The organism is Pelomonas sp. CA6, from assembly GCF_022549225.1.
Taxonomy (GTDB): domain Bacteria; phylum Pseudomonadota; class Gammaproteobacteria; order Burkholderiales; family Burkholderiaceae_C; genus Roseateles.
Genome location: NZ_JAKZFD010000012.1, coordinates 122540 through 146259 on the forward strand (window position 1 = coordinate 122540; position 23720 = coordinate 146259).

The following is a 23720-nucleotide window of genomic DNA, read 5'->3' on the forward strand; positions in this document are numbered from 1 at the left end:
GAGTGCCGTCAACTTCAAGCGGGAATCCGGTTGTGCTGGGCGACAGGCGGTTCTGCAGCGATAGGTGTCAGTCGCCACGACGGCTCGAACGCACGATCTCCGTCCTACACCGGTCGTAGACTGAGCAAGCGGACGCGCTGCGTTGCCTCGGTGAGTTACCGCAATCCGGCGGCAAGGGGCGCCGGCCTTCACTCGCTGGCGATCCCAGTACTGTGAAGGTTGCCGCGAATGCGGGCCGCACGAACCAATGACAACAGAACCGCTAGCTTTCGTCTTGTGGTCGGAAGGGGCACACGTCCACATCTGCGAAGTCCTACTATTGCTGTATGAATGAGGCGGAATTCGAGCGACACGTCCGGACCGGGGAGCGCAACAAGCAAGTCTTGGAACTCGTGCACAACTGGTGCGCGCACGCTGAAATCCGCAACCACGGCGGTGTCGGCCTGATCGCCCAGTGGACGGGTCTGCCACTTGGCATGTTCGGCATGCACTGCGACCACGCGCCCGCGGGAGGGATAGCTGGCTGGTATCTGGAGGAGGGGGTCCTCGATTTCTACGACCGAAACTGCGTGCACTGCGACAAGCGTCAACCGGTCCGCCTGCCAAACCTCATCCAGCTCGTTGGGGAGCGCGACCGCGAACTAGCGAGGCGCAAGGAACAGTCGGAGCGGGCGCAGGCAGCGGCGGAAGCAGCCCGCGACGCTCGAAAGGAGCGAAGAGACGCTCTGAGAGTTGGACAGAGCCCTTCGACTTGCGCCCTGCTCGATGACCTTGAGTCCTTGGACCATGGCCGCTCCCAAGACGCACGGACGCGAATCGTCGAAACGGCAAGGCTGGCGCCCGAGGTCGTCACGCCACCGATCGTCGAGTACTTTTTCGAGTTGACGTCTTCAAAGGCTGCAGGGTGTCAGTCCGAGGCGCTCGAGGTTCTGCGACTCGTTGGGGCGGATGCCAAACGGTTAACAACGGCCGCTTTGCGCTGCCTTGCGCACCACGACGCAATCGATACGGCGGCTGGGATTGTCATGGCAAACCCGAGCCTGGGTGACGGGTCTACCGTGGAAGCTGCGGTACCTGCTCTCATTGGACTGGCGAACCCTCCGCGGTCACAACTCTCTAGCTACGAACGGCGGCTTCTGCCAGGTCCGCTCCTGGCCGTCTTTGCGGCTCAGCCAGAGCAGGTCATGCGTGGCATAGAGCGACTGCTCGACTCACGGCTGTCTTATCCCATCCGGACCGGCACTGCGGCGCTCAAAGTCCTTTCGCCAGTCGATCCAAGGTTGCTTGGGCGGTTCGCGAAGACGCTGGTCACTAAGCTCGTTCGTGCGCACCTGCTCATCGACGAAGACGAAACCGACCGCGAGCTGTCCATGGTGTGTAGCGACCTCCAGCGCTCGCTGGCCGCAACACTCCTCCAGGATCCAGAACCGACGGACCAGTTGATTGCCGACTTCTACGAGAGCGCTTCATCCGAAGGCGAAGCGCGCCTCGTGCGCGTCTACGAAGAGGTCTTTCGGTTTGCGGTTCGTGGAAAGGCCGCGCTGCCAGAGTCGCTCGCTGGAGTAGTTCTCTCCAGGATCATCAAGTTCGCAAGCACGTCAAAGAACGACAAGGTGCTCAGCGAGATCATTCAGATACTGAGGAACGGTTCCGACCAACTTATCGGTGCGGCAAGGCGGTCACTCGATGTCGTGCTTGGAGCGGCAGCGGTTCTCGATGACAGGCTTGAGGCATTCGAGGCCGCGCAGAAGCTGAAGACCAATGCGACCCAGCTCGACTTTCTCACGGCGCAGAACGAGAGAACTTCGCTCTACTACCTCCGAGAGTGCTTCTCTGCATTGGCAGCGAAGGCGGCGGAAGGTGATCGGAGGGCTACCGAGTCCTTCGTCGACTTCCTCGCGAGGATCGACGAGAGCCGCGCGGGCTTGAGTTCTGCACTGCTCAAGGAGGCGAATCACCTCATAGCGACGCCTGAAGGCCTAAACCTGGTCTTACCCGAGCTCTACACAGGACTGGTGGGCGCGTCCACGCTCGTACGCGCCGCAGCGGCTCAGACACTCGGCGAGGCAGGCGAGTGCCGAATCGCGGACCTACCAGAGCTCGTGCTCGAGGCGTTTGTTCTCCTGCTGAAAGATCCCTACGTCATCGTGCACAAGGCGGCCGCCAGGGCGCTTGGCAGCATTGCGCTGCCACCGCACCTCGAGCGGCAGGCTGATGCAGCGTTGCTTCAGCTCATCGTCGTCTACAGCTCGGGGAAGGATGCAGAGGACTTCTTGCCTCAGTGCATGCAGCTATACCTCAGGCGGTTCGCTGATCAGCGGCAACTGCGAGGCGGCCTCGCGGCGGCGTTCGTTCGGATCCTCAATGGAGTACCTGCGAGTCGGGAACTTCGTCGATTGAACTCGATGTCCAGATTTCTCAAGGATGAGCCCGAGTTTGTGGATCTGGTCATTCGTGTCCTCGACGACGAGGCTGTCAGCGAGTACGGCGAAGAAGACGCGATCGACCTTGTGTATGCGATTCCTGACGAGCAGGTGTTGAAGCGTGCTGATGACTTGGCAAAGGTTGCGTTCCGGTGCTCCGGACGTTCCCTGTACGTCGGCGCGCTTGTAGAGATCCTGACCCGCGTTGGGGCATGGACGCAGGCCGTCTCTGCGATCACAGGCTCATGGGAGCACGTGCCGCATACTGTTCCGATGAGGCGAAGGAAGTGGACCATCCAGCTGCAGCGAGTCGCCGTGCAGTTTGAGGCCGCTGTTGCCGCTGGCGACTCGGCGCAACAGGCTGCCTTGAAATCAGAGTGGGAAGGCCTTGAGAAGGCCCTCCAAGACGATGAGAAGCTATATGCGGAAAGACGCAATCCTCTCCCAAGTTTTTTCCGCTCGCATACAGGCGGTTGACGCACTCTCCAAGCTTGGGCGCGGCGAAGCTGTCAGCGCCAAGTTGCTGCAACACATGAGCGCCGAGCTGGACGATGCCTCGCTCCGATATGGGCGCGCAGCGACCGCGACCGCCTATGCAGCTTTCGCCGGACTGCTTCGCATCGTCTCGACCCTAGTCGAGTGGCGCCAGTCGATCCTTCACGCCTCTGAGGGGAGTGACCGGCTTGTGAGGAGCGTGATCGAGCGGTATCGACTCTGGAACAACGAGTACGGCGAGAAAGCCGAGGCCAAGGCGCTGCGGGACGCTTCGGCGTCCCTCCCGGCGGTGGCAGCGATCGCAGACTTTGAAGCTCTCTGCAGAGGCCTTGGAAGCGTTCCTCTGCCTATCGGGATCTTTGCCGACGAGGCTCCCAGGGTGCCGCCAAAGTCGGGCCGCGAGAAGGAAGCCGCTCCTCAGCCGGCCGAGCTTTCGGTCGCGTTCTTGAAGTTCCAATTGGGAGGCCAGCCAGCGGCAGATATTCATCACTTAGTGCCAAGAGAGATGCACGACATGGAGATCGAGGTGCGGGTGTCTCGGTGGCCCGAGAACGCAACGCATCTGATCCTCACTCCAGTCTCGGCAGAGCCGCGTAGCACGTATGAGTTGTCCGAATTCAGCTTCGCGAGACCAGAAGGAAGGCCTCCGTTCACGCTCGTCCAGCAGGGTCGGGCGGTGCTTCAGGTCGCCCAAGGTCTCAAGGCACGACCGTTCGAGTTCAAGTACGCTGCGGCGTTCCGACCGGCCAGCGTTGAGCAGCCAGTTGCCATCGTGGGGCATCGCACGCTACTGGTGGAAGGCATCGATGTCAGATCGAACCCGATTACAGGCTACTCGGCTGTAGACCAGAAGATCGTTGCCATCCGCGACATGCTTCGGCGTGAGGGCGGTGCGAACTCCCAGGAACTCTCGGACGTGCTCGAGTTGCTAACGGTATTGGGCGGCATGTCAGGCCGTGCCGTGCAGGACGCCGAGTTCGACGGCGTCTGGTCGGAAGACCGCTTTCAGGAACACGTGAGGATGGAGCTGCGGCGTGCACCTCGAATCGGGTCGGAGCTGGACGAACATCCCAAGGCTGCGGGCGGCATCACCGACCTGAGCTATCGTGGGATCGTCATCGAGCTCAAGTCGGTGAAAAACAGGATCGGAAAGATCGAGGATTGCCGGGCATACGTTGAACAAGCCGCCAGCTATGCAGTGGCGAAGGGCAAGCGAGTCGCCATCCTGTGCGTCCTTGATTGCAGCGTGAAGGACTCCGCTCCATGGCCTGCCGCCGAAGGTCTAGGGGTTCTGAGGTCTGCACCTCCTGCGGCCATTGCAGTCGCCACCGTGGTCATCCAGGGGAACATAACGCGACCGAGCAAGCTATCCCGCTGAGCACGCGCGACGGGCTTCGGCGCCGGCCGGGGTTGCCATAGCGACCGCGGGCGCGTTCCTGCCCGGGCGTCTCCTTCGGATCAAAGCGGTCATCGAGTCTTGCGGCGCCTACTGGCAGGTATCAGCCTGATGCTGCCTTCCAGACGGTGGCAGGCAGGCCAGCAGCGATCTCGGACGGTCGGCGCTGCCCTTCGTTCATCCCGTCTTGAGCACATTCCTGCCATCCGGGCTCAGGCCAGGGCGACTTCCGACTGTCCGGTCTGATGGTCGAACCGGCCGTTCGATGATGCCGCCCGCGCTCATGACGTTCGAGGGACTGCTTCGAGGTCCCGCGACCGTCGCAGATCGACCCTGTGCCGCCCTCAAGGAGCGCTGACAAGCCGCCCGCAAGCAGCCGTCAGCGGCAACGGTCGGCTGTCTGAAGCGACATGGCCTACGGGCACAACTCAAACAAGCTGGCGCGCCCAAACGAGCAGAGGGTTTGGCTGAGCATTGTCTGCCTCGGCTTCGTCGGAGCAGACTGGTTTCAGCTCCGACCACGGTATAAGGCCGTCGACATTGCTGGAGGCCAGATAGTTGTCAACGACTTCGCTGGCCGCCTTGGCGGGCTTCACCGCGCACCGAAATGGAAGCGCATCTGGAAGGCAGCGAGCAACGCTGAAGCGCAGTTGCCCCGCCTGCTCGTCATGCCAAAGGTAGAACGTCGCGGGCTTCCTACCAATGCTCTTAGCCTGGGCGCGACGGACGTCAACGGCCGTCTCGATAAATCGCGTCAGATCGACCGCGTTGGGCAGCTTGTCCGCAGGAAAAGACAGTGACCACAGATTCTCTGAAGCCCCTGCACCCCTGCCATCAGGAAGTTCAAGTCCGTCCCCGGTCATTTCGAGGATCCAGTCGTCAAATGTCATCGGCATGCCTGGATATTAAGGTGCTATGCCCAGATGGACTGGCGAGAAGCGGTCACTCGTGAAGGACAGCTCCTGGCAATAGCAGTCACTGCAGCACCATGGTCGAGCGACCGAGACCAGCCTAGTGCCGCTGCTCCCGCGGCGACCGTCAGGTCTGCAGGGGGTGCCGTCATCTGCGATCAGCCGCCGAATACACGCTCTCTCGCATGAAGCAGACGTCGGCGCACTTGGCCGGCTGACGGGTTCAACGACCAGTGCCGAGGATGCTGCGGTCGTCCAGCCTGGCTGCCCGTGGCATTTGTCGTCAAACGTCTGCTGCTTGAAGCGTTGGAACGGCTCTCCCGACCCAGTGCCGTCGGCCGGGCCAGTCACTTCAACGCCAGGGACCGGTCAGCGATATGTAGGCCGAACACAGCCGCCAAATCGTGCCGACAAGGAGCGCAGAGGGCGTTGCATATGCTCTGCGCCCCAGGCCTCACGCTAGGAGTAAACATCCCCCGCATCGAAGTCAATCGCTTCTTGCTCCTTAAACGCCCGCATGATGTCTAGCTCGTCCAAGCGAGAGACGTTCTCCAGCTTGTTGATCTCCGCCGCCGCCTCAGGGGTGGCCGCGGTCGCGGGTACGGCATGCCTTTGTGGGGTTGACTGATCTTCAACGAACTTCATCAACCTTGGCTGACCGTCATGCATCTCGCTTTTGACGACTGATCGGCGCGCTACAGGTGCTTGTCTGAGTGATTCAAGGAAGCGGTAGATCGGGCTCACGGTAAAAACGCCACTTTGCCCAAAGCTCCAACGTACCCCATCCGAGTCTTGGTACGAAGTCAGGAACCACACGAGAGCACTGGCAACCGGCGCCTCCTCACGGTCAGACCAGAAGTCGACCCTAAACGGTGTGCAATCGCCGAGTTGAGGCGTCATGCTCAACTCTGCTGGCCAAGCGTCGTGAACAGAATAGTTCCGCTCGCCTGCGTCTGACGACGGGCCCGCTTCGGTCCATGTGATTAGTTGGGGAGGCCGGGACGGCCTCGGCAGCCCTGGTCGATCAATCCTGGTGAACCGAGGCGCCAGCCCCTCAAGGCTGAACCTCGATTTCTTCTGCACGCGTTGCGCCAGCAGGGTTGGAGCCTCATAGCGACCCGAGGCGTCCAGGCTGTGCATGGCCTCGCCACCGCGCCAAGTCAGCATGGCATAGGCTACTTGGAGCCGCTGGTCTGAGTTCTCGCCCTTGCGATCTAGATGCGCCTTGAACGAGTTCCAGTCCTTGAACTGATGCTCGTGGGCCAATGCCTCGTAGAACGTAGCTTGGGGAAGGGTGATGCCAATGGCGCTAGAAGAGCGCTGAAGCTCCTTGGCAAGAGCTTTGACGCGTGCAGCGTCCAGCATAGAAGTCATGCTCAGTTCCTTGTTGGCGCGGGAGTTCTTTGGTACTCCCATTGCCAAGCCCGCGAACGAGAAACTGACAAGAACGTCTGATACGACGAACGGACTTTCACCTTGCCTGTTAAGGCGGGAGTGGCTGGCGTCCAAACCGAGACGGAGTGTATAAGATTTCCGCGACGATCTAGATGAACGGTGTTCGTTGGCCGCCGCCATTCGAGCCTCCGACGGCGAACGTCTCAGACCAGCCTCAAGCAGTACCAACTCAGCGACCGGCCCCTCCGCAGCGATTGGGGTCTCTCCCTTCTCCAAACTCGACGCTGGGCGCATGCGGTGTGCAGGTGCAGCCGCGGGTGGACGCGCTCACCCGGGAACTGCTGCCACACCGATGGCAAGCTGTTGCTGCGACACTGGCCGGATGAGCACCAAGTTCCAGCGCGCCCAGCCCCGTATCGCTTACCAGTTGCGCATCGAGCTGCAGCACATCGCACCCCTGATCTGGCGGCGCATCCTCGTACCTGACACCGTCAAGCTTGCAAAGCTTGATCGCATCGTGCAGGCCGCCATGGGTTGGACCAACAGCCATCTGCACGACTGGCACATCGAGCAACAACGCTACGGCATCCCGGACGACGAATGGGCGGGCAGCGGCGACATGCGGGACGAGCGCAAGTTCACTGTCGGCGCCGCATTGGGCGAACAGGTCAACGAGTTCATGTACAGCTACGACCTCGGCGACGGGTGGGATCACCGCATCACGGTCGAGGAGCGGCTGCCGATCCAGGCCGGCCGCAATGACTGGCCGATGTGCCTGGCCGGCGAGAACGCCTGCCCACCGGAGGACGTCGGAGGTCCACCGGGCTACATGGACTTCCTGCAGGCCATGCGCGACCCGCAGCACGAGCAGCACGCCGACTATTGGTCCTGGTGGGGCGGCCCGTTCGACCCGACGGGCTTCGGCATCAACGCGGCCAACATGGCGATCCGCAAGCTGCGCTGATCTCGCCGGTGTCAAGGCGGGTTCGCCGGAAGCTGATGAATGGGCGCTCGAGGGTGGGTTGCAAAAGAAGGGCCAGCGCATCGCCGTCTGGCGGGGGGCGACACTGGCGAGTTGCTCTTTGGCCCTCGCGACGGCGCCTCAGTAATCCAGCCTGAGTTTGCTTTTTCTTGGCTCGGACGTATGTCGGCGGGATGCTTGCGATACGTCAACAGCTTTGTGTCTCGGTCGAACGGCGGCGGTGGCAACGACACTTCCGGTCTTTGTGAAGTGAAGATGGCCAGTCACAGCGAAGCCGAACAATCGGTTCTTTCTGTCTATGATCGACTTTGTCGCTGAATTCCCCGAAGGGAGTCCTGCGACGTTCGGTTTCAGATGCAGCTGTGTGCACGGCCCTGACTCGGCGACCGGATTGAACACCGTCCGTCGCCACCTCAACGAGGCATGGGCTTTCAGTGCCATCGATACCGGGCACCCTCAATTCGCGAAGCTGTCGTCTTGGCTTCTGTTTCCATTGACTCACGTCTAACTGTTCATGAAATCAATCGCCGTCGCCCTGTCTTCCCTCCTGCTCGTGGCCTGCTCCGTGCTTCAGGAACCGCTGCCCAAGGGGTACACGGGCCCCACCGCGGAACTCGTTGACAGCGGCTTCCGGGAGGACCACGCCAAGGCGCAGATCTTCGCCGCCACCGAGATCGACGGCCGTCCGATCAAGAACGCGATCATTGACACGCGCCGCGCCAGCGAAGGCCAGGGCTTTACCGTGTCTCCCACGCCCACCCAGCGCGCCATCCCCGCGCAGCCGATCAAGGTGATGATTGAGGGAACGCACCAGACGGGCGCTCCCATCCACGAGATCGCCAGCCGGGCTGCGGGAACCTTCTTCTCCGTCGAGGGGGTCGTGGATTTCAAGCCGGAGGCCGGCAAGCGCTATGTGGTGAAGGGCGAGCTCAAGAAGGAGGGCTCCGCCGTTTGGATCGAGGAACTCGACACAGGGAAGGTCGTCACCGAGAAGGTGGTGGCCAAGTAGTCATCACCGGCATGCGCGCGGCGTTCCAGGGCGCATGCGCCCTTGGACCCGCGGCGGCTCGCCGCCGCTCGTGGAGTGCCTGGGGCATGGGCCGCACGAGTGGACTGACTTGAATCTGACCGCCGATGAGCCGTCCCGCCCATCGAGCCTTTGCCGATGGCAGCGCGGCATCCCTTCAACCGGGCACCCCCTCTGCGTCGAGGATCATCCATGTCAGCACTGAAACGCGTGTTTTCCTGTCTGGCCTCCTGTGTGCTCTTGCTGGGTTGCTCGGAAGCGAGCAATGGCACCGGCTCCATCAGCAAACGCATCGGAGAGATCGTGCATACGCCAGGAGCCACGGAGATGGATCTCCGCAAGCTGCCGACGTTTGGCTGGGCGTATTTCTTGGCTTCCAGGCCAGGCGCCTCCCGGGAGGAGGTCTGCAAGCTCATCGGGGCAGGGCGCAATGTCTGCGGCCGTATCGTTCGCATTGAGAAAGCGCCCGATGACCATGTCTACTTGCTGTTTGGCCTGAATGGGCAGCTGACTCACATCGAGCTTCACGCATTGGCGAATGGCCATTTCGATATGGAGTTTCCTGCGGAGGGACTTCCCAAAGCCGATGCTGTTTTCAGGATTCGCCGGAGTTCCACGGGTTCCGGTCCGGACACCATATTCTTGGAGCCGAAGTGACCATCCGCTCCTCATTGGAGCCGGTCGGCCACATCCAGTTCAGACTTTGACTGGCCGAGCGGGGGCTGGCCCTCGAGGACCTGCAGGTGTTCACTGCAGCAATGACCTCCCCGCCGGGTCGCCGGGCTGCCGCACGAGCCCTGGCCTGCCGGGCGAGTCGCCGCGCCGGGCCTGTCTGATTCTGGGTCTGAGCCGACGCATGCGCAGCCATGCGCTGCGCCAGCTGGGCCAGGCCAGGGCGCTGTGGACTCGACGCATGGAATCCATACTGCCGCTCGAAGCGCGGCCTCTGCCCTAGACTGCACAGCCGATGTTCAAGCGCTACAAGACGGATGCATTCGACCTGACGCTGCTTGCCTTCGAAGCATGGGGCCGCTATGGCCTGCTGCTGGGGTCTGGCATGGCCGCGGCGTTCGGGCAGGTGCTGCTGGCCTTGCTTTTCCTGGTGCTCGCGGTCGGGCTCTTTCTTCGCGTCTGGCGCCGAAGGCGGCGGTGACCAGGGGCCCAGCCCGTCGGTGCGCGGCCAATGAGGCGCGGTACTTGTTTGCAAGGCTCTACAGTCCGTTCGATACTTTTCTTCGAACCCATCGATGGAGCTTTGGCAATGGACTTGCGAGACCTGCGCTACTTCGAGACCATCGCCGAGCTCCAGCACCTCGGCCGCGCATCGGCACGTCTGCACCGCACGCAACCGGCGCTGACCAGCAGCATTCGTCGACTGGAGGCGGATTGCGGCGCTGCGCTGTTCGAGAAGTCGGGACGGGGCATCCGTCTCACGGAGGCGGGCCATGTGCTGCTGAAGTGGGCGCAGCGCATGCGTTTCGACGTGGAAGACGCGAAGCGTGAACTGGAGGCCATAGGCTCCGGACTGACAGGCCACGTGCGCCTGGGCATCGTGCCGACGGCGGCGCAGTTCCTGCTACCGACCGTCGCGCGAGACCTTCTGCGCCAGGCGCCCGACGTCACGCTGCGCACGGTCGTGGGGTTGGTTGACACGCTGAGACCGCGGCTCCGAGCCGGCGAACTGGACATGGTCGTCGGGACGGAAGGCGCCGAGGAGCCGGGCTACGTGTCCGAGCTGCTGTCTGAGGACGTCATCGTCGTGGCCGCGAGCGAGCGTCATGAAGTCCTGCGCCAGCCGGTCACGTTGAAGGACCTGACCGCGCACCGTTGGGCCCTGCAGCCGCCCGGCGCGCCGACGCGCGATTGGCTGGACCAGACCTTCGACCGCAAAGGTCTGCCAAGGCCCAAGGTTCAGGTGGAGACCACGATGCTATTGATGCTGCCGGACCTGATCGCGCAGACGGGGCTGCTGAGCTTCGTTTCGCGGCACCACCTCGAAGGCCAGGCACGGCTGCTCGGTCTGAAGGAGGTGCCGGTGAAGGGGGCCAGGATGCGACGGCGCATCGTCGTGACCTACCGGGCGAACAGTTTCCTGTCGCCCGCGGCACGGCGCCTGATCGACCTGTTTACCCAGTCGGCTACGTCGACTTGATACGGCAGCTCAGAAGTTGTGCCGGAGACCGGCTTCCCAGCCGGTCGAGTTGCCGCCCGCCACCATCGCCGTGCCACCCGGAATGGAGAAGGTGGCGCGGCCGTCATTGCTGATGCGCGCACCTTGCACGTAAAGCGCGGAGCGCTTGGACAGGTTGTAGATGGCCCCAATGCCAAACTGCGTGGCATCGTTGGCATCGATGGACGTGCTGCCCACCTTGCCCTTCATGTCGGCCTTCAGGTATGACGCTTTCACTTCCACCTGTCCGAGCGAGACCGTGGCGGAGAGCAACAAGATGGACTCCTTCGCCGCGGCCTGTTCGTACCTGCGCAACGCCGCGGTCAGGCGCACGTTCGCAACCGCGCCGTTCACCGCCAACAAGGTGTCTTTGAACTTGCCGGATGTGGTCAGGTCGTTGGACGTGGTCACGTGGGCGGCGTGCACGCCAAAGCTATCTGCCTGCCAGCCGATGCGGCCACCCACCAGCTTGTCCTGCCCATTGGCCGCCGTGCCGCCTTCGCCTGCGGCGACCATGAGCCCGCCCTCCACGCCGCCAAGGCCGGAGGGCAGCAGGTATTCGACCGCATTGCTGGAGCGTACCGTCGTGTTGGGTCCGGTGCCAAAGGCACTGCGGATAGGCCCCAGTTGGGAAGACGAGGAAAAGTTGTTCGAACCCGCCACGCCCACGTGGGTGTAGGGGTCATGGCGAGACCAGATGGTGTAGGTCGGCACATAGTCGCGCCCCATGCGCAACTCACCGACGCCGCGGCTCACCAGCGACAGCGTGGCGCGGCGGTCGAAGAACTGCGTGCCGCCAACGGCGGTGCCGGTATCGACGTTGACGCCGCTCTCCAACCAGAAGCCGGCCGCGAGGCCGCTGCCCAAGTCTTCCTCGCCGCGGAAGTACAGGCGGCTCGTCTGGTTGGACCCACTCACCACCGACTTCACGGAGCCACCGCCTTCGTTGTGGACCACGCGAACGGCGGAGTCCAGGATGCCACCGACGGTGACGCTGCTCTGCGCCATGGCGCCGCTGGTGACCAGTGTCAGCAGCGCTGCCGACAAGATGCTCTGATGCTTCAAGGGATGTCTCCGGATGTGCTTTGAATGACCGGCAAGGGCGCTGCCCATACGCGGTGGATGCAGATGGTCCGGAAGCCAGCTGCCGAGGTCCAATCGAAAGTTTTTCCGAATCCATCAATGGGACTTTTGCAGTTCGGCCGGGCCTCGTTTGCGCAGACACTGGCGCCATGCATACGCTCAATGAAACCCATGACCCCGCGCTGACCTCCTGGGTGGAAAGCGCCAATCTGGCGGGCACCGACTTCCCCCTGCAGAACCTGCCGTTCTCCGTCTTCCGGCCCCGAGGCAGCGCCGAGGCGTTCCGTGGCGGCGTCGCGATTGGCGACCAGGTGCTGGACCTGGCCGCGCTGGCAGGCCTGGATGTCATCGACGGCCCCGCCAAGGCTGCGCTCGCGGCGGCTGCCGGCGACACGCTCAACGCCTTGATGGCGCAGGGGCCGGCCGAGTGGTCGGCATTGCGGCTGGCGCTCTCACGGGTCTTGCGCTCTGGCAGCGCAGACGCGCAGCGCCTGGCCGCCTGCCTGGCGCCGCAGGCCGAGGTGGAGCACGAGGTGCCAGCCCGGATCGGCGACTACACCGACTTCTACACCTCGGTGCACCATGCCACCAACATCGGCCGACAGTTCCGACCCGACCAGCCGCTGCTGCCCAACTACAAATGGGTGCCCATCGGCTATCACGGTCGCGCGTCCAGCATCGGCGTGTCCGGGCAGACTTTCTCGCGGCCCGTGGGCCAAGTCATGAAGCCGGGTGCCGAGGGGCCCGCAGTTGTTCCTTGCGCGCGGCTGGACTACGAGCTGGAACTGGGCATCTTCGTCGGCCCTGGCAACGCCCAGGGCCAGCCCATTCCCATCGCGAGCGCCGAGTCTCATGTGTTCGGCATCTGCCTGCTCAACGATTGGTCCGCCCGCGACGTGCAGGGCTGGGAGTACCAGCCGCTGGGGCCTTTCCTATCCAAGAATTTCGCGACCACCATTTCGCCCTGGATCGTCACGCTCGAAGCCCTGGCGCCCTACAGGCTGCCGTTCACGCGGCCCGAGGGCGACCCTCAGCCGCTGCCCTACCTGGATTCCCCCGAGAACCGCGGCGCCGGCGCGCTGGACATCCGGCTCGAGGTGCTGCTGAGCACCGGTCGTATGCGCGAACGTGGCATGCCGGACATGCGTCTGAGCGCCACCAGCTATCGCCACGCCTACTGGACCGTGGCACAACTGGTGGCCCACCACACCATGAACGGCTGCAACCTGCGCCCCGGCGACTTGCTGGGCAGCGGCACGCTGTCGGGGCCCTCGCTGCAGGAAGCCGGCGCGCTCATCGAGCTGACCACGGGCGGCCAGAACCCCATCGAGCTGCCCACTGGCGAAAGGCGCACCTTCCTGGAAGACGCCGACCAGATCACCCTGCGGGGCTGGTGTGAGGCCCCTGGCCGCGCCCGCATCGGCTTTGGCGCCTGCGCGGGGACCGTGCTCCCGGCGGCCTGAACAGGCGCTCCTCGTCGCTCGGCCTCGCCGCGGGCCGGGCGCAGCCACGGGTCGAAGGTCAATCGCAAAAGTCCTGTGAATGGGTCGCGAGAAATTATCGAATGGACCGTCGCAATCCTGTCGCCAATACTGAGGCCAAGACCTACAGAGAGCGCTCCGCCCACGGCGGGCAGCGCCGACAGGAGACCCCCATGACGCACTCCGCTCATCTCGCCACGCCGCGCGCTCCACGCTGAAGCGCCGCCCGGTACCTCTTTCCCCGACACCCCACCGCCGGCCTGCCGGCGGCACCAGGAGACTTCCATGAGCAGTCAAGCCGCTGCATTGCCTGACGTCATTCGCGACATCGAACGAACGCCCGCCGACATCGTCGACAAGGCCTCCACCTATGCATCCTCGATCCTGGCCGACGTGGCCGGCCGCCGCGGTGCGCTGAACGGCCGCATCGCGCCGCTGTCGCCGAGCATGCGCTTCGCCGGCACGGCCATCACGGTCGAGGTGCGCCCCGGCGACAACCTCATGCTGCACGCGGCCATGGCCATCGCCAAGCCTGGCGACGTCATCCTCGTGGACGGCAAGGGCGACCTGTCCAGCGCCCTGATCGGCGAAATCATGTCGCACCAGTGCATGGCGCTGGGCATCGCCGCCGTTGTGCTGGACGGCGCATGCCGCGACAGCGAGGAAATCCGCAAGATGGGCTTCCCGATGTTCGCGGTGGGCACGAATCCCAATGGTCCCACCAAGCAGGTCAACGGCCGTGTGAACCACCCCATCTCCATCGGCGGCGTGACCGTCCATCCCGGCGACCTGGTCGTGGGGGATGCGGACGGCGTCACCGTGGTGGAGCGCGCAAAGGCGGCCTCGCTGCTGCCCCTGGCCGCCGAGAAAGTGGCCGCCGAGACCAAGCGCATCGCCGGCATCAAGAGCCGCGAGGCCCTGCGTCCGGGCTGGCTGGACGCCGCCCTGCGGACCGCTGGCGTGCTCAAGGAAGGGGAAACGCTGTGAGCGCCGCCAAGCCTGTCTTCCTTGTCACCGGCGCGGACCTGGCGCGCCCCGCGCTGGACCTGCTGAACGACTTCGAGGTCGTCTACGCCGGCAAGGCGCCCAGCGACGACGACATCGTTGGCCTGTGCCGCCAGCATGACCCCGTGGCCATCATCGTGCGCTACGGCAAAGTGGGCGACGCCGCCATGGCCGCGGCGCCTTCTCTGAAGGTGATTTCCAAGCACGGCAGCGGCACCGACACCATCGACAAGGCCGCCGCCCAAGCGCGCGGTATCAAAGTCGTCGCCGCGGTGGGGGCCAACGCCGCGGCGGTCGCCGAACAGGCGTTGGCGCTGATGCTGGCCTGCGCCAAGTCGGTCGTTTCGCTGAATGAGCGCATGCACGCCGGCCATTGGGACAAGGCCACGCACAAGAGCCTGGAGCTGGCCGGCCGGACGGTGGGCCTGGTGGGTCTGGGCGCCATTGGCCAGCGCTTCGCCAAGATGGCCGACGCCATGGGCATGCGCGTCATCGGCTTTGATCCCTATGCCAAGGACCTGCCGGACTTCATCACGCCAGTGCCCCTGGATGCCATCTGGCGCGACGCCGACGTCGTGTCGCTGCACTGCCCGCTGACCGACGACAACCGCAACTTGTTGAATGCCCAGACGCTGGCCCGATGCAAGCGCGGCGTCATCCTGGTCAACACCGCCCGCGGTGGTCTGGTCGACGAGGCGGCGCTGCTGGAGGCCCTGTCCTCGGGCCAGGTCGCGAGCGCCGGGCTGGACACCTTCCAGGTGGAGCCCATGTCGGCGGGTCATCCCTTCCAGGGCGTGCCCCACCTGATCTTGAGCCCGCACATCGGCGGCGTGACCGGCGACGCCTACCTGAACATGGGCCTGGCTGCCGCGCGCAACGCGCTGGATGTACTGGAGCGCCACACGGTCGCGGCCTGAGCCGTTGCCCACGTCCGTTGCATTGCCATGCACCGCTCGTCAGAAGCGGGTTCATCATCACTACCATTGAGACAAGCCATGCAAGTTGATCGTCCCGAGGTATCGGCCCTGGAGAAGGCCACGATGCGCCACGTCACGTTGCGCCTCGTGCCCTTCCTGATGCTGTGCTATTTCTTTGCACTGCTCGACCGCGTCAATGTGGGCTTTGCATCGTTGCAGATGAACAAGGACCTGGGTCTCTCGGCCGCGGTCTTCGGCCTGGGCAGCAGTCTGTTCTTCGTGGCCTACTTCCTGTTCGAAGTGCCCAGCAACCTTGCGCTGGAGAAGTTCGGCGCCCGGCGCTGGATCGCGCGAATCATGATTACCTGGGGCCTGGTGTCGGCCTGCATGGCTTTCGTCGTCGGCCCCTACTCGTTCTACGGCATGCGATTGCTGCTGGGAGCGGCGGAGGCGGGGTTCTTCCCGGGCGTGGTGCTGTACCTCACCTATTGGCTGCCTGCGGCCTACCGCGCGCGGTTGATCGCCATCTTCATGGTTTCGGTGCCGGTGGCCAGTTTCATCGGCTCGCCGGTGTCTGCCTTGCTGCTGGAGCTGAACGGGCTGCTGGGCCTCAAGGGCTGGCAGTGGCTGTTCATCCTGGAGGGCCTTCCCACCGTGCTGCTGGGCGCCGCCTGCCTGCGCGTGCTGACGGACCGCCCCGAGACCGCTCCCTGGTTGACCCCTGAGCAGCGCGACTGGTTGACCCAGCGTATCGCTTCGGACAACGCGAAGAAGTCGGCCAGCGGCCACCTGACCGTCTGGCAATTGGTTCGCAACCCGCAGTTCCTCACCATGGCGATGATCTGCGCCGGCGCCTCCGCAACAGGCTCGGCGCTCGCGGTCTGGCAGCCGCAATTGCTGAAGAGCTTCGGCCTTACCAACATGCAGACTGGCTTCATCAACTCCGTGCCCTACGGCATCGCCGCGGTGCTGATGGTGATGTGGGGCCGTCACTCGGACCACACTGGCGAGCGCCGCTGGCACACCGCCCTGACGCTGTGGCTGATCGCTGCCGCGCTGGGGACGCTGGCGGCCACGCAAGGCCACCTGGTCGCGACCGTCATGTTGCTGTCCTGCTGCCTGATTGGCGCGTACTCCTTCAAGGGCCCGTTCTGGGCGCTGTCCTCGACCTGGATGTCTCCCAAGACCGCGGCCGCTGGTCTCGCGGGCATCAACGCCATCTCCAACCTTGTCGGTGGCGGAGCCATCTCGCTGGTGGGCTGGGTGAAAGAGACGACGGGCAGCTTCACGATGGGTCTGCTGCCCATCATGCTGCTGACCTTCCTTGGCGGCGTGGCCGTGCTGCTCCTGTCTCGGCAGACTCCTGCACCAAGCGCCGAGGCGACGCCTCGCGTCTCGACCACCTGATCCGCCCCGGAGCGAGCGCCCCGCGCCATCCGCCCGCTGGCATCCTCCTCCAAGGCCGTGGACAGCCCGGACGGTGGCCCCATTGCGGCGATTGATCCACGAGATACCGCCGCATCCGGGTGCTCCTGCGCCGCCGCGGCTTCGAGCTGAGTTGGTCGCGCACGCATCGCCTGTGGCGCCAGGCGGGGCTGCTCGTGCCCAGGAAGCGGCCGAGCAAGCGCATTGCTTCGGTGCGGCCTCGCATCCACAAGCCAACATGGTCTGGGCCTACGACTTCGTCTTCGACACGACCGCCACGGGTCAGCAGCTCAAGTGCCTGACCATCGTGGACGAGTTCACCCGCGAGGGCCTGTCCATCGAGTGGTTCCACTCGCGGCGCGAGGCCAGCGTCGTCATCGAAACCTGGCGCCAGCGCTACAACGAGGTCCGCCCGCATCGCAGCCTGCAATACTTGACCCCGGTGGAGTTCAAACAGCAACTTCGCCAAGACCTGCAACCCGCCGTCTTCTAGGAAGTAGTGTCTCGAAATTCCCGAGCAGGTCAGCCCTGCGTCGCCTCGACCGAGGGGTCAGGCCGCACTGCCACAGCGAAAACTACATGCCTCGCAGGCGCACGGTCGGACCGTGTCCGTCGTTCCAGCGAAATAGAACAAGATGCCACAGTCCCAGACGCTTGCGCGATGGATCAATCAGTCCATTCGCTCCTGCTGCGATGAGCCGGTCTCGCACTGTCCATGACGGTGGCGTAGCGCCTGCTGCCACGACTTCCTGCCAAGGCGCTACGGCGTCAGCGACGTCAATCTTGACCTTTGCCAGCAATTCCGGGCTTCTAAGGTCAGCGATGTTCTCCGCCTCGACTTCGAGCTCGATGATCTCAAGCTCCATCGACCGAGAGCCCTTGTGAGCAACCATCGCCGCCTCAACACCCTCGATTGATGAACTCATGTAGAGCGTGGGTTGGTCGGGTCGTGAGTAGCGCCCTGCTGATCTTGACCCAGTGAGGGCGTGCGCCCGGAACCTTGGGTCTATCGCCCGAAAGAAGGTTCCACGGAGGATCGGGATGAACATCGTGCGGGGGGCGGTTGTGGGGACTTAGGGTTCGTGAGCGGAGGGTGTGGGCGTCATTGCTCGTCTCCCTTGTGTCGCGCGCCACGGCTGACAAGGTATTCCCTCATGGCAGGCTGATTTGCAGTCTCCGCGGCCACTATCGGACGAATGCCTGCGTGTCCACTCGCATTCACAGGAACGCCTTGGTCAAGAAGCGCCCTTACGGCTGACAACTCGCCGAGTGCTGCCATATGCACCAAGAACTCAGCGGCATGCGGACCCCCTGCAATTCTTCCTGCAAAGACCCGGACCCAGGTGCCGTAGGGAAGGAAGACAAGCGCCAAAGCTGCTCCCACGACGACAGCTCCGACCACCGTAGGCACATGGCGACGAGTCGATGAAACGGCCAGAACAAGCGTAAGCAGCACCCATCCCATTGCACCGTAGCAGGCGAATGCCAATACAACTCCCAGTCCAGAGTGCATCAAGGAGAAACCGACCATCTGCGGCCCACGTTCCCAACTCAACACGGTTTGCTCCCACACCGCTCTACCCGCAAGGAGAAAGGATGGAACAGCAGCGAACCAGAAGCCGATGCTTGGAAGGTATGTGCGCATCCCTATGACGCTCAATGTTCGACGCAGTGGCGCAAGCTGGCTGACCAACGCCAATAGCCCGAGCACCGGAAATCATCGCGCATGTCCACGAACTTTCCAACCGCGGCCACCAAACGCGCAAAGCGTCCTTGGACAGGCCCGTGGCCGCGCAGGCCCGCCCACCATGTGGCCGCACCTGGCGGTGCCAGGTCTTGACCGTCCACGCCAAAGTGTACTGATGTACTGGTACACCTGATCACCCCACATGGACGCCCCGCTCTTCAGCATCAACCCGGGTTCGCCGGAGCCCATTTATCGCCAGCTGCTGGAGCAGCTGCGCCGCCGCATCGCGGCGGGGCAGCTGGTGGCGGGGGAGGAGATTCCATCGGTGCGCGAGCTGGCCCAGCAGCTGGCGGTGCATCCGATGACGATTTCCAAGGCCTTCGGGCTGATGGAGGCGGAAGGGCTGGTGGAGCGACGGCGCGGGCTGCCCATGGTGGTGGCCGCGCAGCACCAGAAGGCGCTGGGCACGCGCTCGCGGGTGGAGCTGCTGCGGCCCGCGCTCGCCAAGGCCGCGGCCGAGGCCCTCCAGCTGGGCCTGCACCCCGCGCAGGCGCTGGCCTTGTTCGAGAGCTTGCTGAACCAGGATTCCGAGGGAGACGACGCATGACCACGACCCTGACTCTCGCCGCGGAATCCGCGGCCGACATCGCGCGCGTGGCGCGGCCGCCGCTGCAACTGCGTGGGCTGAGCCTGGCCTATCCCGGGCAGGCACCGGTGCTGGACGGGCTGGACTGGACGCTGGAGGCGGGTCAGGTGGTGGGTCTGCTGGGCCGCAACGGCGCGGGCAAGACCACGCTGCTGGAGGCGCTGCTGGGCCTGCGCGAAACCCAGGCCGGCCAGGCGCTGCTGTTCGGCCAGCCGGTCGGGGGCATGGACGACGCGGTGCGCGCCCGCACCGGCTACGTGCCGCAACAGAGCGATCTGTTCGAGGACTTCACGGTCGAGCAGCTGCTGCGCTACTTCCGCAGCTTCTATCCGCGCTGGAACGAAGCCAAGGTGGAGGCGCTGCTGTCGCGCTGGGAATTGCCGCGCGGCCGCCAGATCGGCCGGCTGTCGCAGGGCCAGCAGCAGCGCCTGTCCATCGTGCGCGCGCTGGCCCATGAGCCGGACCTGCTGGTGCTGGACGAGCCGGTCGCCAGCCTGGACCCGGCCGGCCGGCGCGACTTTCTGCGCGAGCTGGTGGAGCAGGTGCTGGACCGCGGCACCACGGTGCTGTTCTCCACCCACATCCTGTCGGACCTGGAGCGGGTGGCGTTCAACATCGCCTTCCTGCATGGTGGGCGCATCGCGCTGCAGGCGGCGCAGGATGAGCTGGCCGACGAACTGCGCCTGCTCATCGGCCCGGCCTCCTTGGTGCGCGCGGCGGTGGCGGCGCATGGGGGCCAGGTCTTGCGCGAGCGCTCGCTGGACCCCGAAGGCGGCGAGGCCGGGCTGCGCGTGCTGGCCCGGCTGGCGCGCGAGCCGGCGCAAAGCGCGCAGCTCCGCGTGGACGCGCTGGGGCTGGAGGACCTGTTCCTGGAGCTGACGCAATGAGGGCCGCGCCCGCCTTCGCGGCGCAGGCCTGCATCCTCGGCGCCGTGCTGCGCTCGATGCGGCTGTGGGTGGGCGTCGTCGGCCCCATCCTGGCGGTGATGGTGTTGCTGGCGCTGGTGGTGGGCACCTGGCTGCTGAAATTCGCGCTGGCGCTGGGCCTGTTGTTGTGCGCGTGCCTGTGGTGGGCGGCGATCACGGCACTGATGCAGCAGAACCATCCCGTGCACGCCCGCCTGGTGCCCGGCCATGTGCGGCGGCTGCGCGAAGTCGCTGTCGCGCTGCTATTGGGTTGCTCCTTGCTGTTCGCCATGGTCGGGCTGCCGCTGGGCGGAAGCTTCTGGCTCTGGTGGATAGGCGGCGTGGCGCTGCTGGTGCTGACCCAGCAGGCCATGCGCCATCCCTGGCTGTGGTGGGCCATGTGGCTGCCTCTGGCCCTGGCTGACGGCTGGAAGGGCTGGGCCCCGGTGCGCGCGCTGGTCGCCACGGCCCAGTGGGTCTTTGCGCTGCGGCCGATGACGCTCACGCTGGTGCTGCTGCTGATCGCCGCGGCCTGGGTCGCGTCCGGGCTGGAGCGCGGTGGTTCGCGGCATGCGCTGCGCCATGCCCGCGGCAAGGCCTGGCTGGACCGGGCGAACCGGGGGTTGGAAGGTGGCTTTTCGCTTCTGGACCCGGCGTGGCGCCGTCAGGAACAGGCGCGGGGCTCACGCCTGCTGCCGGCGCTGGGGGCGTGTCTGGGCTGGTTGAACCGCGGGCTGCTGTCCTGGCGCATCCGCCATGCCCGTCCCACCGCGTCCAGCGCGCTGGCACGCGCCGAGATGGCGACGCTGAAGCAGCTGCACTGGAGCGCGCTGACCGGCGCGGTGCTGCTGATCGTGCCGCTGCTGGCCCTGGGCTATCTGCTGCTGCAGCCGGTGCTGGGCTGGCCGCCGCTGACTTCGCCGCGGCTGCTGCGCGGCGCGGGCCTGTCCATCGCGCTGGCCAGCATGCTGGTCAATCCCATGCTGGGCATCGTCGGTGCGCTGCACCGCAGCCGGCGCGAGCAGGCCATGCTGATGCTGCTGCCCGGCATGCCGCGTGGCGCCGCGCTGGCCCGGGGGCTGGCGCGTCGGCTGATGGGGGGCTATCTGATCTGTTGGTTGCTCAGCATGGCGGGGGTGGCGTTGATCTATCGCGCCAGCGGCCAAGGGGCCAGCACGGTGGCGCTCAGCTTCGCGGCGGCGACCCTGCCGGCCGGCGTGCTGATGCTGTGGCGCGACTGGGCGCGCCAGGGGGCCTTGCCGCCCTGGTTCGTGCCGGCGCTGGTGGGCTTGACCCTCGTCGGCCTGGCCGGGCTGGAAGCCCTGCGTGCCTGGCTGTCCGTGCCCGCCTGGGGCCTGCCGCTGATCAGCGCGGCGGTGGCCGGCCTGCTGGGCCTGTGGCGCTGGCGCGCGATGACGCGGGGCGCGCCGCCATGGCCGGTGGGGCGCTGGGCGCCGCCCTGATCAGCGCGCCTGGCGCAGCCACTGCAGGATCTGCGGGGCCTGCAGCGCGCCGCTGATGCGCTGGCGCTCGCGTCCGCCCTCGAAGTGGATCAGCGTGGGGATGGAGCGTATGCCGTAGCGTGCCGACAGCCCCTGGGCTTCGTCGCTGTTGACCTTGACCAGCAAGGCCTGACCCTTGAGCGCGCGCGCCGCGGCCTCGAACTGCGGCGCCATCATGCGGCAGGGGCCGCACCACGGCGCCCAGAAGTCCACCAGCACCGGCAGCTCGCTGCCGGTCAGCACGGCGTCGAAGCGCGCTTCGTCCAGCGCCAGCACCTCGCCGTCCAGCAGCGCGCGGCCGCAGCGGCCGCAGCTGGGGTCCTGGGCGGCACGCTCGTCCGGCACGCGGTTGCGGGTCTGGCAATGGGGGCAGGTGATGAGCATGGCGGTTCCTCGCGGTCTGCCCCTGCAGATGGGGCTGCCCCGGCCGGGTTCAAGCGCCGGCCTTACTGCGCGTAGCCCGGGCTTTCGCGCTCCAGCCGGCGCAGCAGCGCGGGCCAGGCGATCTGCGCGCCCATGCCGGCGGTGACGGTGCGCATGACCTGAGCCATGCCGTCCAGGATGCGCGGGTCCACGCGGCGCAACTGGTCGATGCCGGCGCTCAGCGCGTCGATCTGGATGCGACAGGCGTTCTCGAAGGTGTACATGGCCAGGAAGGCCTCGGCCACGCTGCCGCCCACGGTCAGCAGCCCGTGGTTGCGCAGCATCAGGTAGCTGGCCTGGCCCAGCGAGGCCTGCAGGCGCGGCTGCTCGTCCTCGCGCAGCGCCACGCCCTCGTAGTCGTGATAAGCCAGCGCGGGCAGCACGAAGGTGCTCTGCTGGCTGATGGGCAGCAGGCCATGGCTCTGGGCGGAGACGGCCACGCCGGCGCGGCTGTGGGTATGCAGCACGCAGTGCACGTCGGGACGCCCGGCGTGGATGCAGCTGTGGATGGTGAAGCCGGCCGGGTTGACCGGATGGGGGCTGTCGACGAGCTTGCGGCCGTGGTGGTCGACCTTGACCAGGTTGGACGCGGTGATCTCGTCGAACATCAGGCCATAGGGGTTGATGAGGAACTGGTCGGGCGCGTCGGGCAGCCGCGCGCTGATGTGGGTGAACACGAGGTCGGTCCAGCCATACAGCGCCACCAGCCGGTAGCAGGCGGCCAGGTCGACGCGCAGCTGCCATTCGGCGTCGCTGACCTGGCTGCGCAGGGATGTCGGGGATGTGTTCATGGCGACGGCTCCTTGTGACGCGGTGGATGGGCAGTCCCCATGATCGCCGCGACACGGCCGCCGCGCTGTCGGCTGCCCGACAGACCCTGCCAGGGTTTTTGCCAAGGCCCGCCCGGCTCAGGGCGCCCGCGCCAGCCGTTGCTCCAGCAGCCCGCCCACGTCCTGCAGAAAGGCGCGCACGCGCCCGGTGTGGCGCAGGTCGGGGTGGGTCAGCAGCCAGACCGGGGTGCTCACTTCGTCCAGCACCTCGGAAACGGGCAGCAGCTCGGGCTCATGCCCTTCCACCAGCGTGGGCAGCAGCGCCAGCCCCAGGCCGGTGCGGGCCATCGCCACGGCCGGGTGCAGCAGGTCCAGCCGCAGCGCGACGCGTTCGGGCGGCACATGGTCCAGCATCCAGCGGTCATAGAAGCGCGAGCGGCGCTCGGAATCGAAGCCTATCCACGGGTAGTCGGCGCACAGCCGGTCCAGCGGGGTCAGGTCTTGCGGCAGTCCCGGGGCGCCGCGGCGCGCGTAGACGCGCATGCGCAGCGTGCCCAGGCGCCGGCCCACCAGGTGCTCGGGCACGCGCTGGCTCATGCGCAGCGCCACGTCGGCGTCGCGGTGCGACATGTCCACCAGCGCGGAGTTCTCGTGCACCTCCACCGCGATGCGCGGATGGCGGCGGCGGAACTCGGCCAGCGCCTCGGGCAGCAGGTAGAGCATGGCGACGAAGGCAGTGGTCAGGCGCAGCGTGCCCTGCAGCTCCAGGTCGCGGCCCTGCAGCCGGCGCTGCAAATCGGCGATGGCCGGCCGCATTTCGCGCGCCTGCGCGGCCATCAGCTCGCCGGCTTCGGTGGGCACATAGCCCTGGCGGCGGCGTTCGAACAGGCGCGCGCCCAGGCCGCGCTCCAGCGCGTCCAGCCGCCGCAGCACGGTGCTGTGCTGCACGCCCAGCCGCTGGGCGGCGCCGCTGAGCGAGCCCGCCTCGGCGACGGCCAGCGCCACGCGCAGGTCGTCCCAGTCCAGGGTGTCGCGCTCGTTGTGCGAATTTGCAAATTCGGTCTGCATGATTCGACG

Annotated in this window: 21 protein-coding genes and 1 pseudogene; 15 read left to right on the forward strand and 7 right to left on the reverse strand. The window is 65.7% G+C overall.

Features of this window, described 5'->3' with window-relative positions; genetic code table 11:
• The first annotated feature begins 383 nt into the window (after positions 1-383).
• Both LZ017_RS19020 and LZ017_RS19025 read left to right on the forward strand, forming a co-directional pair.
• A complete protein-coding gene (locus LZ017_RS19020; protein WP_241398499.1) occupies positions 384-2900 on the forward strand; it encodes a hypothetical protein in 2517 nt (838 codons plus the stop codon).
• Between the two features lie 55 nt (positions 2901-2955).
• Positions 2956-4296 carry a hypothetical protein gene (locus LZ017_RS19025; RefSeq protein ID WP_241398500.1) on the forward strand — a complete coding sequence of 447 codons (1341 nt, stop codon included), beginning with the start codon at positions 2956-2958 and terminating at the stop codon, positions 4294-4296.
• Positions 4297-4742: 446 nt separating this feature from the next.
• Here the strand turns inward: LZ017_RS19025 and LZ017_RS19030 are convergent, their stop codons facing one another.
• Both LZ017_RS19030 and LZ017_RS19035 read right to left on the reverse strand, forming a co-directional pair.
• Complete coding sequence (locus LZ017_RS19030) at positions 4743-5204, reverse strand: hypothetical protein (protein ID WP_241398501.1); 462 nt, start codon at positions 5202-5204, stop codon at positions 4743-4745.
• 480 nt (positions 5205-5684) lie between these two features.
• The gene (locus LZ017_RS19035; RefSeq protein WP_241398502.1) at positions 5685-6599 is read right to left on the reverse strand and encodes a glyoxalase superfamily protein; all 915 of its coding nucleotides are present in this window, start codon (positions 6597-6599) and stop codon (positions 5685-5687) included.
• 403 nt (positions 6600-7002) lie between these two features.
• Here LZ017_RS19035 and LZ017_RS19040 point away from each other — a divergent pair, with 403 nt between their 5' ends.
• The 5 genes from LZ017_RS19040 to LZ017_RS19060 all read left to right on the forward strand — a co-directional run bounded on the left by LZ017_RS19040 (position 7003) and on the right by LZ017_RS19060 (position 10781).
• The gene (locus LZ017_RS19040) at positions 7003-7584 is read left to right on the forward strand and encodes a plasmid pRiA4b ORF-3 family protein (protein WP_241398503.1); all 582 of its coding nucleotides are present in this window, start codon (positions 7003-7005) and stop codon (positions 7582-7584) included.
• Positions 7585-8116: 532 nt separating this feature from the next.
• Complete coding sequence (locus LZ017_RS19045; RefSeq protein ID WP_241398504.1) at positions 8117-8611, forward strand: hypothetical protein; 495 nt, start codon at positions 8117-8119, stop codon at positions 8609-8611.
• 210 nt (positions 8612-8821) lie between these two features.
• Entirely contained in the window at positions 8822-9286 is a 465-nt protein-coding gene (locus LZ017_RS19050) for a hypothetical protein (protein WP_241398505.1), read from the forward strand.
• Between the two features lie 310 nt (positions 9287-9596).
• The gene (locus LZ017_RS19055) at positions 9597-9782 is read left to right on the forward strand and encodes a hypothetical protein (protein WP_241398506.1); all 186 of its coding nucleotides are present in this window, start codon (positions 9597-9599) and stop codon (positions 9780-9782) included.
• A gap of 108 nt (positions 9783-9890) precedes the next feature.
• Positions 9891-10781 (forward strand): LysR substrate-binding domain-containing protein, encoded by an 891-nt coding sequence (locus LZ017_RS19060; RefSeq protein WP_241398507.1) that lies wholly within the window; start codon positions 9891-9893, stop codon positions 10779-10781.
• A 9-nt stretch (positions 10782-10790) separates the two neighbouring features.
• Here LZ017_RS19060 and LZ017_RS19065 read toward each other — a convergent pair whose 3' ends face one another.
• A complete protein-coding gene (locus LZ017_RS19065; RefSeq protein ID WP_241398508.1) occupies positions 10791-11864 on the reverse strand; it encodes a porin in 1074 nt (357 codons plus the stop codon).
• 167 nt (positions 11865-12031) lie between these two features.
• On the opposite strand from LZ017_RS19065, the gene fahA reads away from it, so the two are divergent.
• The 5 genes and pseudogenes from fahA to LZ017_RS19090 form a co-directional block, all read left to right on the forward strand.
• Entirely contained in the window at positions 12032-13345 is a 1314-nt protein-coding gene (gene fahA / locus LZ017_RS19070) for a fumarylacetoacetase (RefSeq protein WP_241398509.1), read from the forward strand.
• 303 nt (positions 13346-13648) lie between these two features.
• Complete coding sequence (locus tag LZ017_RS19075) at positions 13649-14350, forward strand: RraA family protein (RefSeq protein WP_241398510.1); 702 nt, start codon at positions 13649-13651, stop codon at positions 14348-14350.
• Positions 14347-15285, forward strand: a complete 939-nt coding sequence (locus LZ017_RS19080) for an NAD(P)-dependent oxidoreductase (protein ID WP_241398511.1) — start codon at positions 14347-14349, stop codon at positions 15283-15285. The genes LZ017_RS19075 and LZ017_RS19080 overlap by 4 nt, the downstream gene beginning before the upstream one ends.
• A 78-nt stretch (positions 15286-15363) precedes the next feature.
• On the forward strand, positions 15364-16692 hold the full coding sequence (locus LZ017_RS19085; protein WP_241398512.1) for an MFS transporter: 1329 nt from the start codon (positions 15364-15366) through the stop codon (positions 16690-16692).
• 104 nt (positions 16693-16796) lie between these two features.
• Positions 16797-17203: pseudogene (locus LZ017_RS19090) on the forward strand (integrase core domain-containing protein); the annotation flags it as partial.
• Between the two features lie 82 nt (positions 17204-17285).
• Here LZ017_RS19090 and LZ017_RS19095 read toward each other — a convergent pair.
• Complete coding sequence (locus tag LZ017_RS19095) at positions 17286-17759, reverse strand: RES family NAD+ phosphorylase (protein WP_241398513.1); 474 nt, start codon at positions 17757-17759, stop codon at positions 17286-17288.
• A gap of 840 nt (positions 17760-18599) precedes the next feature.
• Between LZ017_RS19095 and LZ017_RS19100 the strand changes: the two genes are divergently transcribed.
• The 3 genes from LZ017_RS19100 to LZ017_RS19110 are packed head-to-tail and all read left to right on the forward strand — an operon-like array spanning position 18600 to position 21411.
• Positions 18600-19004 carry a GntR family transcriptional regulator gene (locus tag LZ017_RS19100; protein WP_241398514.1) on the forward strand — a complete coding sequence of 135 codons (405 nt, stop codon included), beginning with the start codon at positions 18600-18602 and terminating at the stop codon, positions 19002-19004.
• On the forward strand, positions 19001-19930 hold the full coding sequence (locus LZ017_RS19105) for an ABC transporter ATP-binding protein (protein ID WP_241398515.1): 930 nt from the start codon (positions 19001-19003) through the stop codon (positions 19928-19930). The genes LZ017_RS19100 and LZ017_RS19105 overlap by 4 nt, the downstream gene beginning before the upstream one ends.
• Positions 19927-21411: a hypothetical protein gene (locus tag LZ017_RS19110; protein ID WP_241398516.1), complete on the forward strand. Its 1485-nt coding sequence runs from the start codon at positions 19927-19929 to the stop codon at positions 21409-21411. Before LZ017_RS19105 ends, LZ017_RS19110 begins: the two co-directional genes overlap by 4 nt.
• Here LZ017_RS19110 and trxC read toward each other — a convergent pair whose 3' ends face one another.
• From trxC to LZ017_RS19125, 3 genes are all read right to left on the reverse strand, one after another.
• Entirely contained in the window at positions 21412-21834 is a 423-nt protein-coding gene (gene trxC, locus LZ017_RS19115) for a thioredoxin TrxC (RefSeq protein WP_241398517.1), read from the reverse strand.
• A 62-nt stretch (positions 21835-21896) separates the two neighbouring features.
• On the reverse strand, positions 21897-22664 hold the full coding sequence (locus LZ017_RS19120; RefSeq protein ID WP_241398518.1) for a class II aldolase/adducin family protein: 768 nt from the start codon (positions 22662-22664) through the stop codon (positions 21897-21899).
• A 117-nt stretch (positions 22665-22781) separates the two neighbouring features.
• Positions 22782-23711 (reverse strand): LysR family transcriptional regulator, encoded by a 930-nt coding sequence (locus LZ017_RS19125; protein WP_241398519.1) that lies wholly within the window; start codon positions 23709-23711, stop codon positions 22782-22784.
• Positions 23712-23720 lie beyond the last annotated feature (9 nt).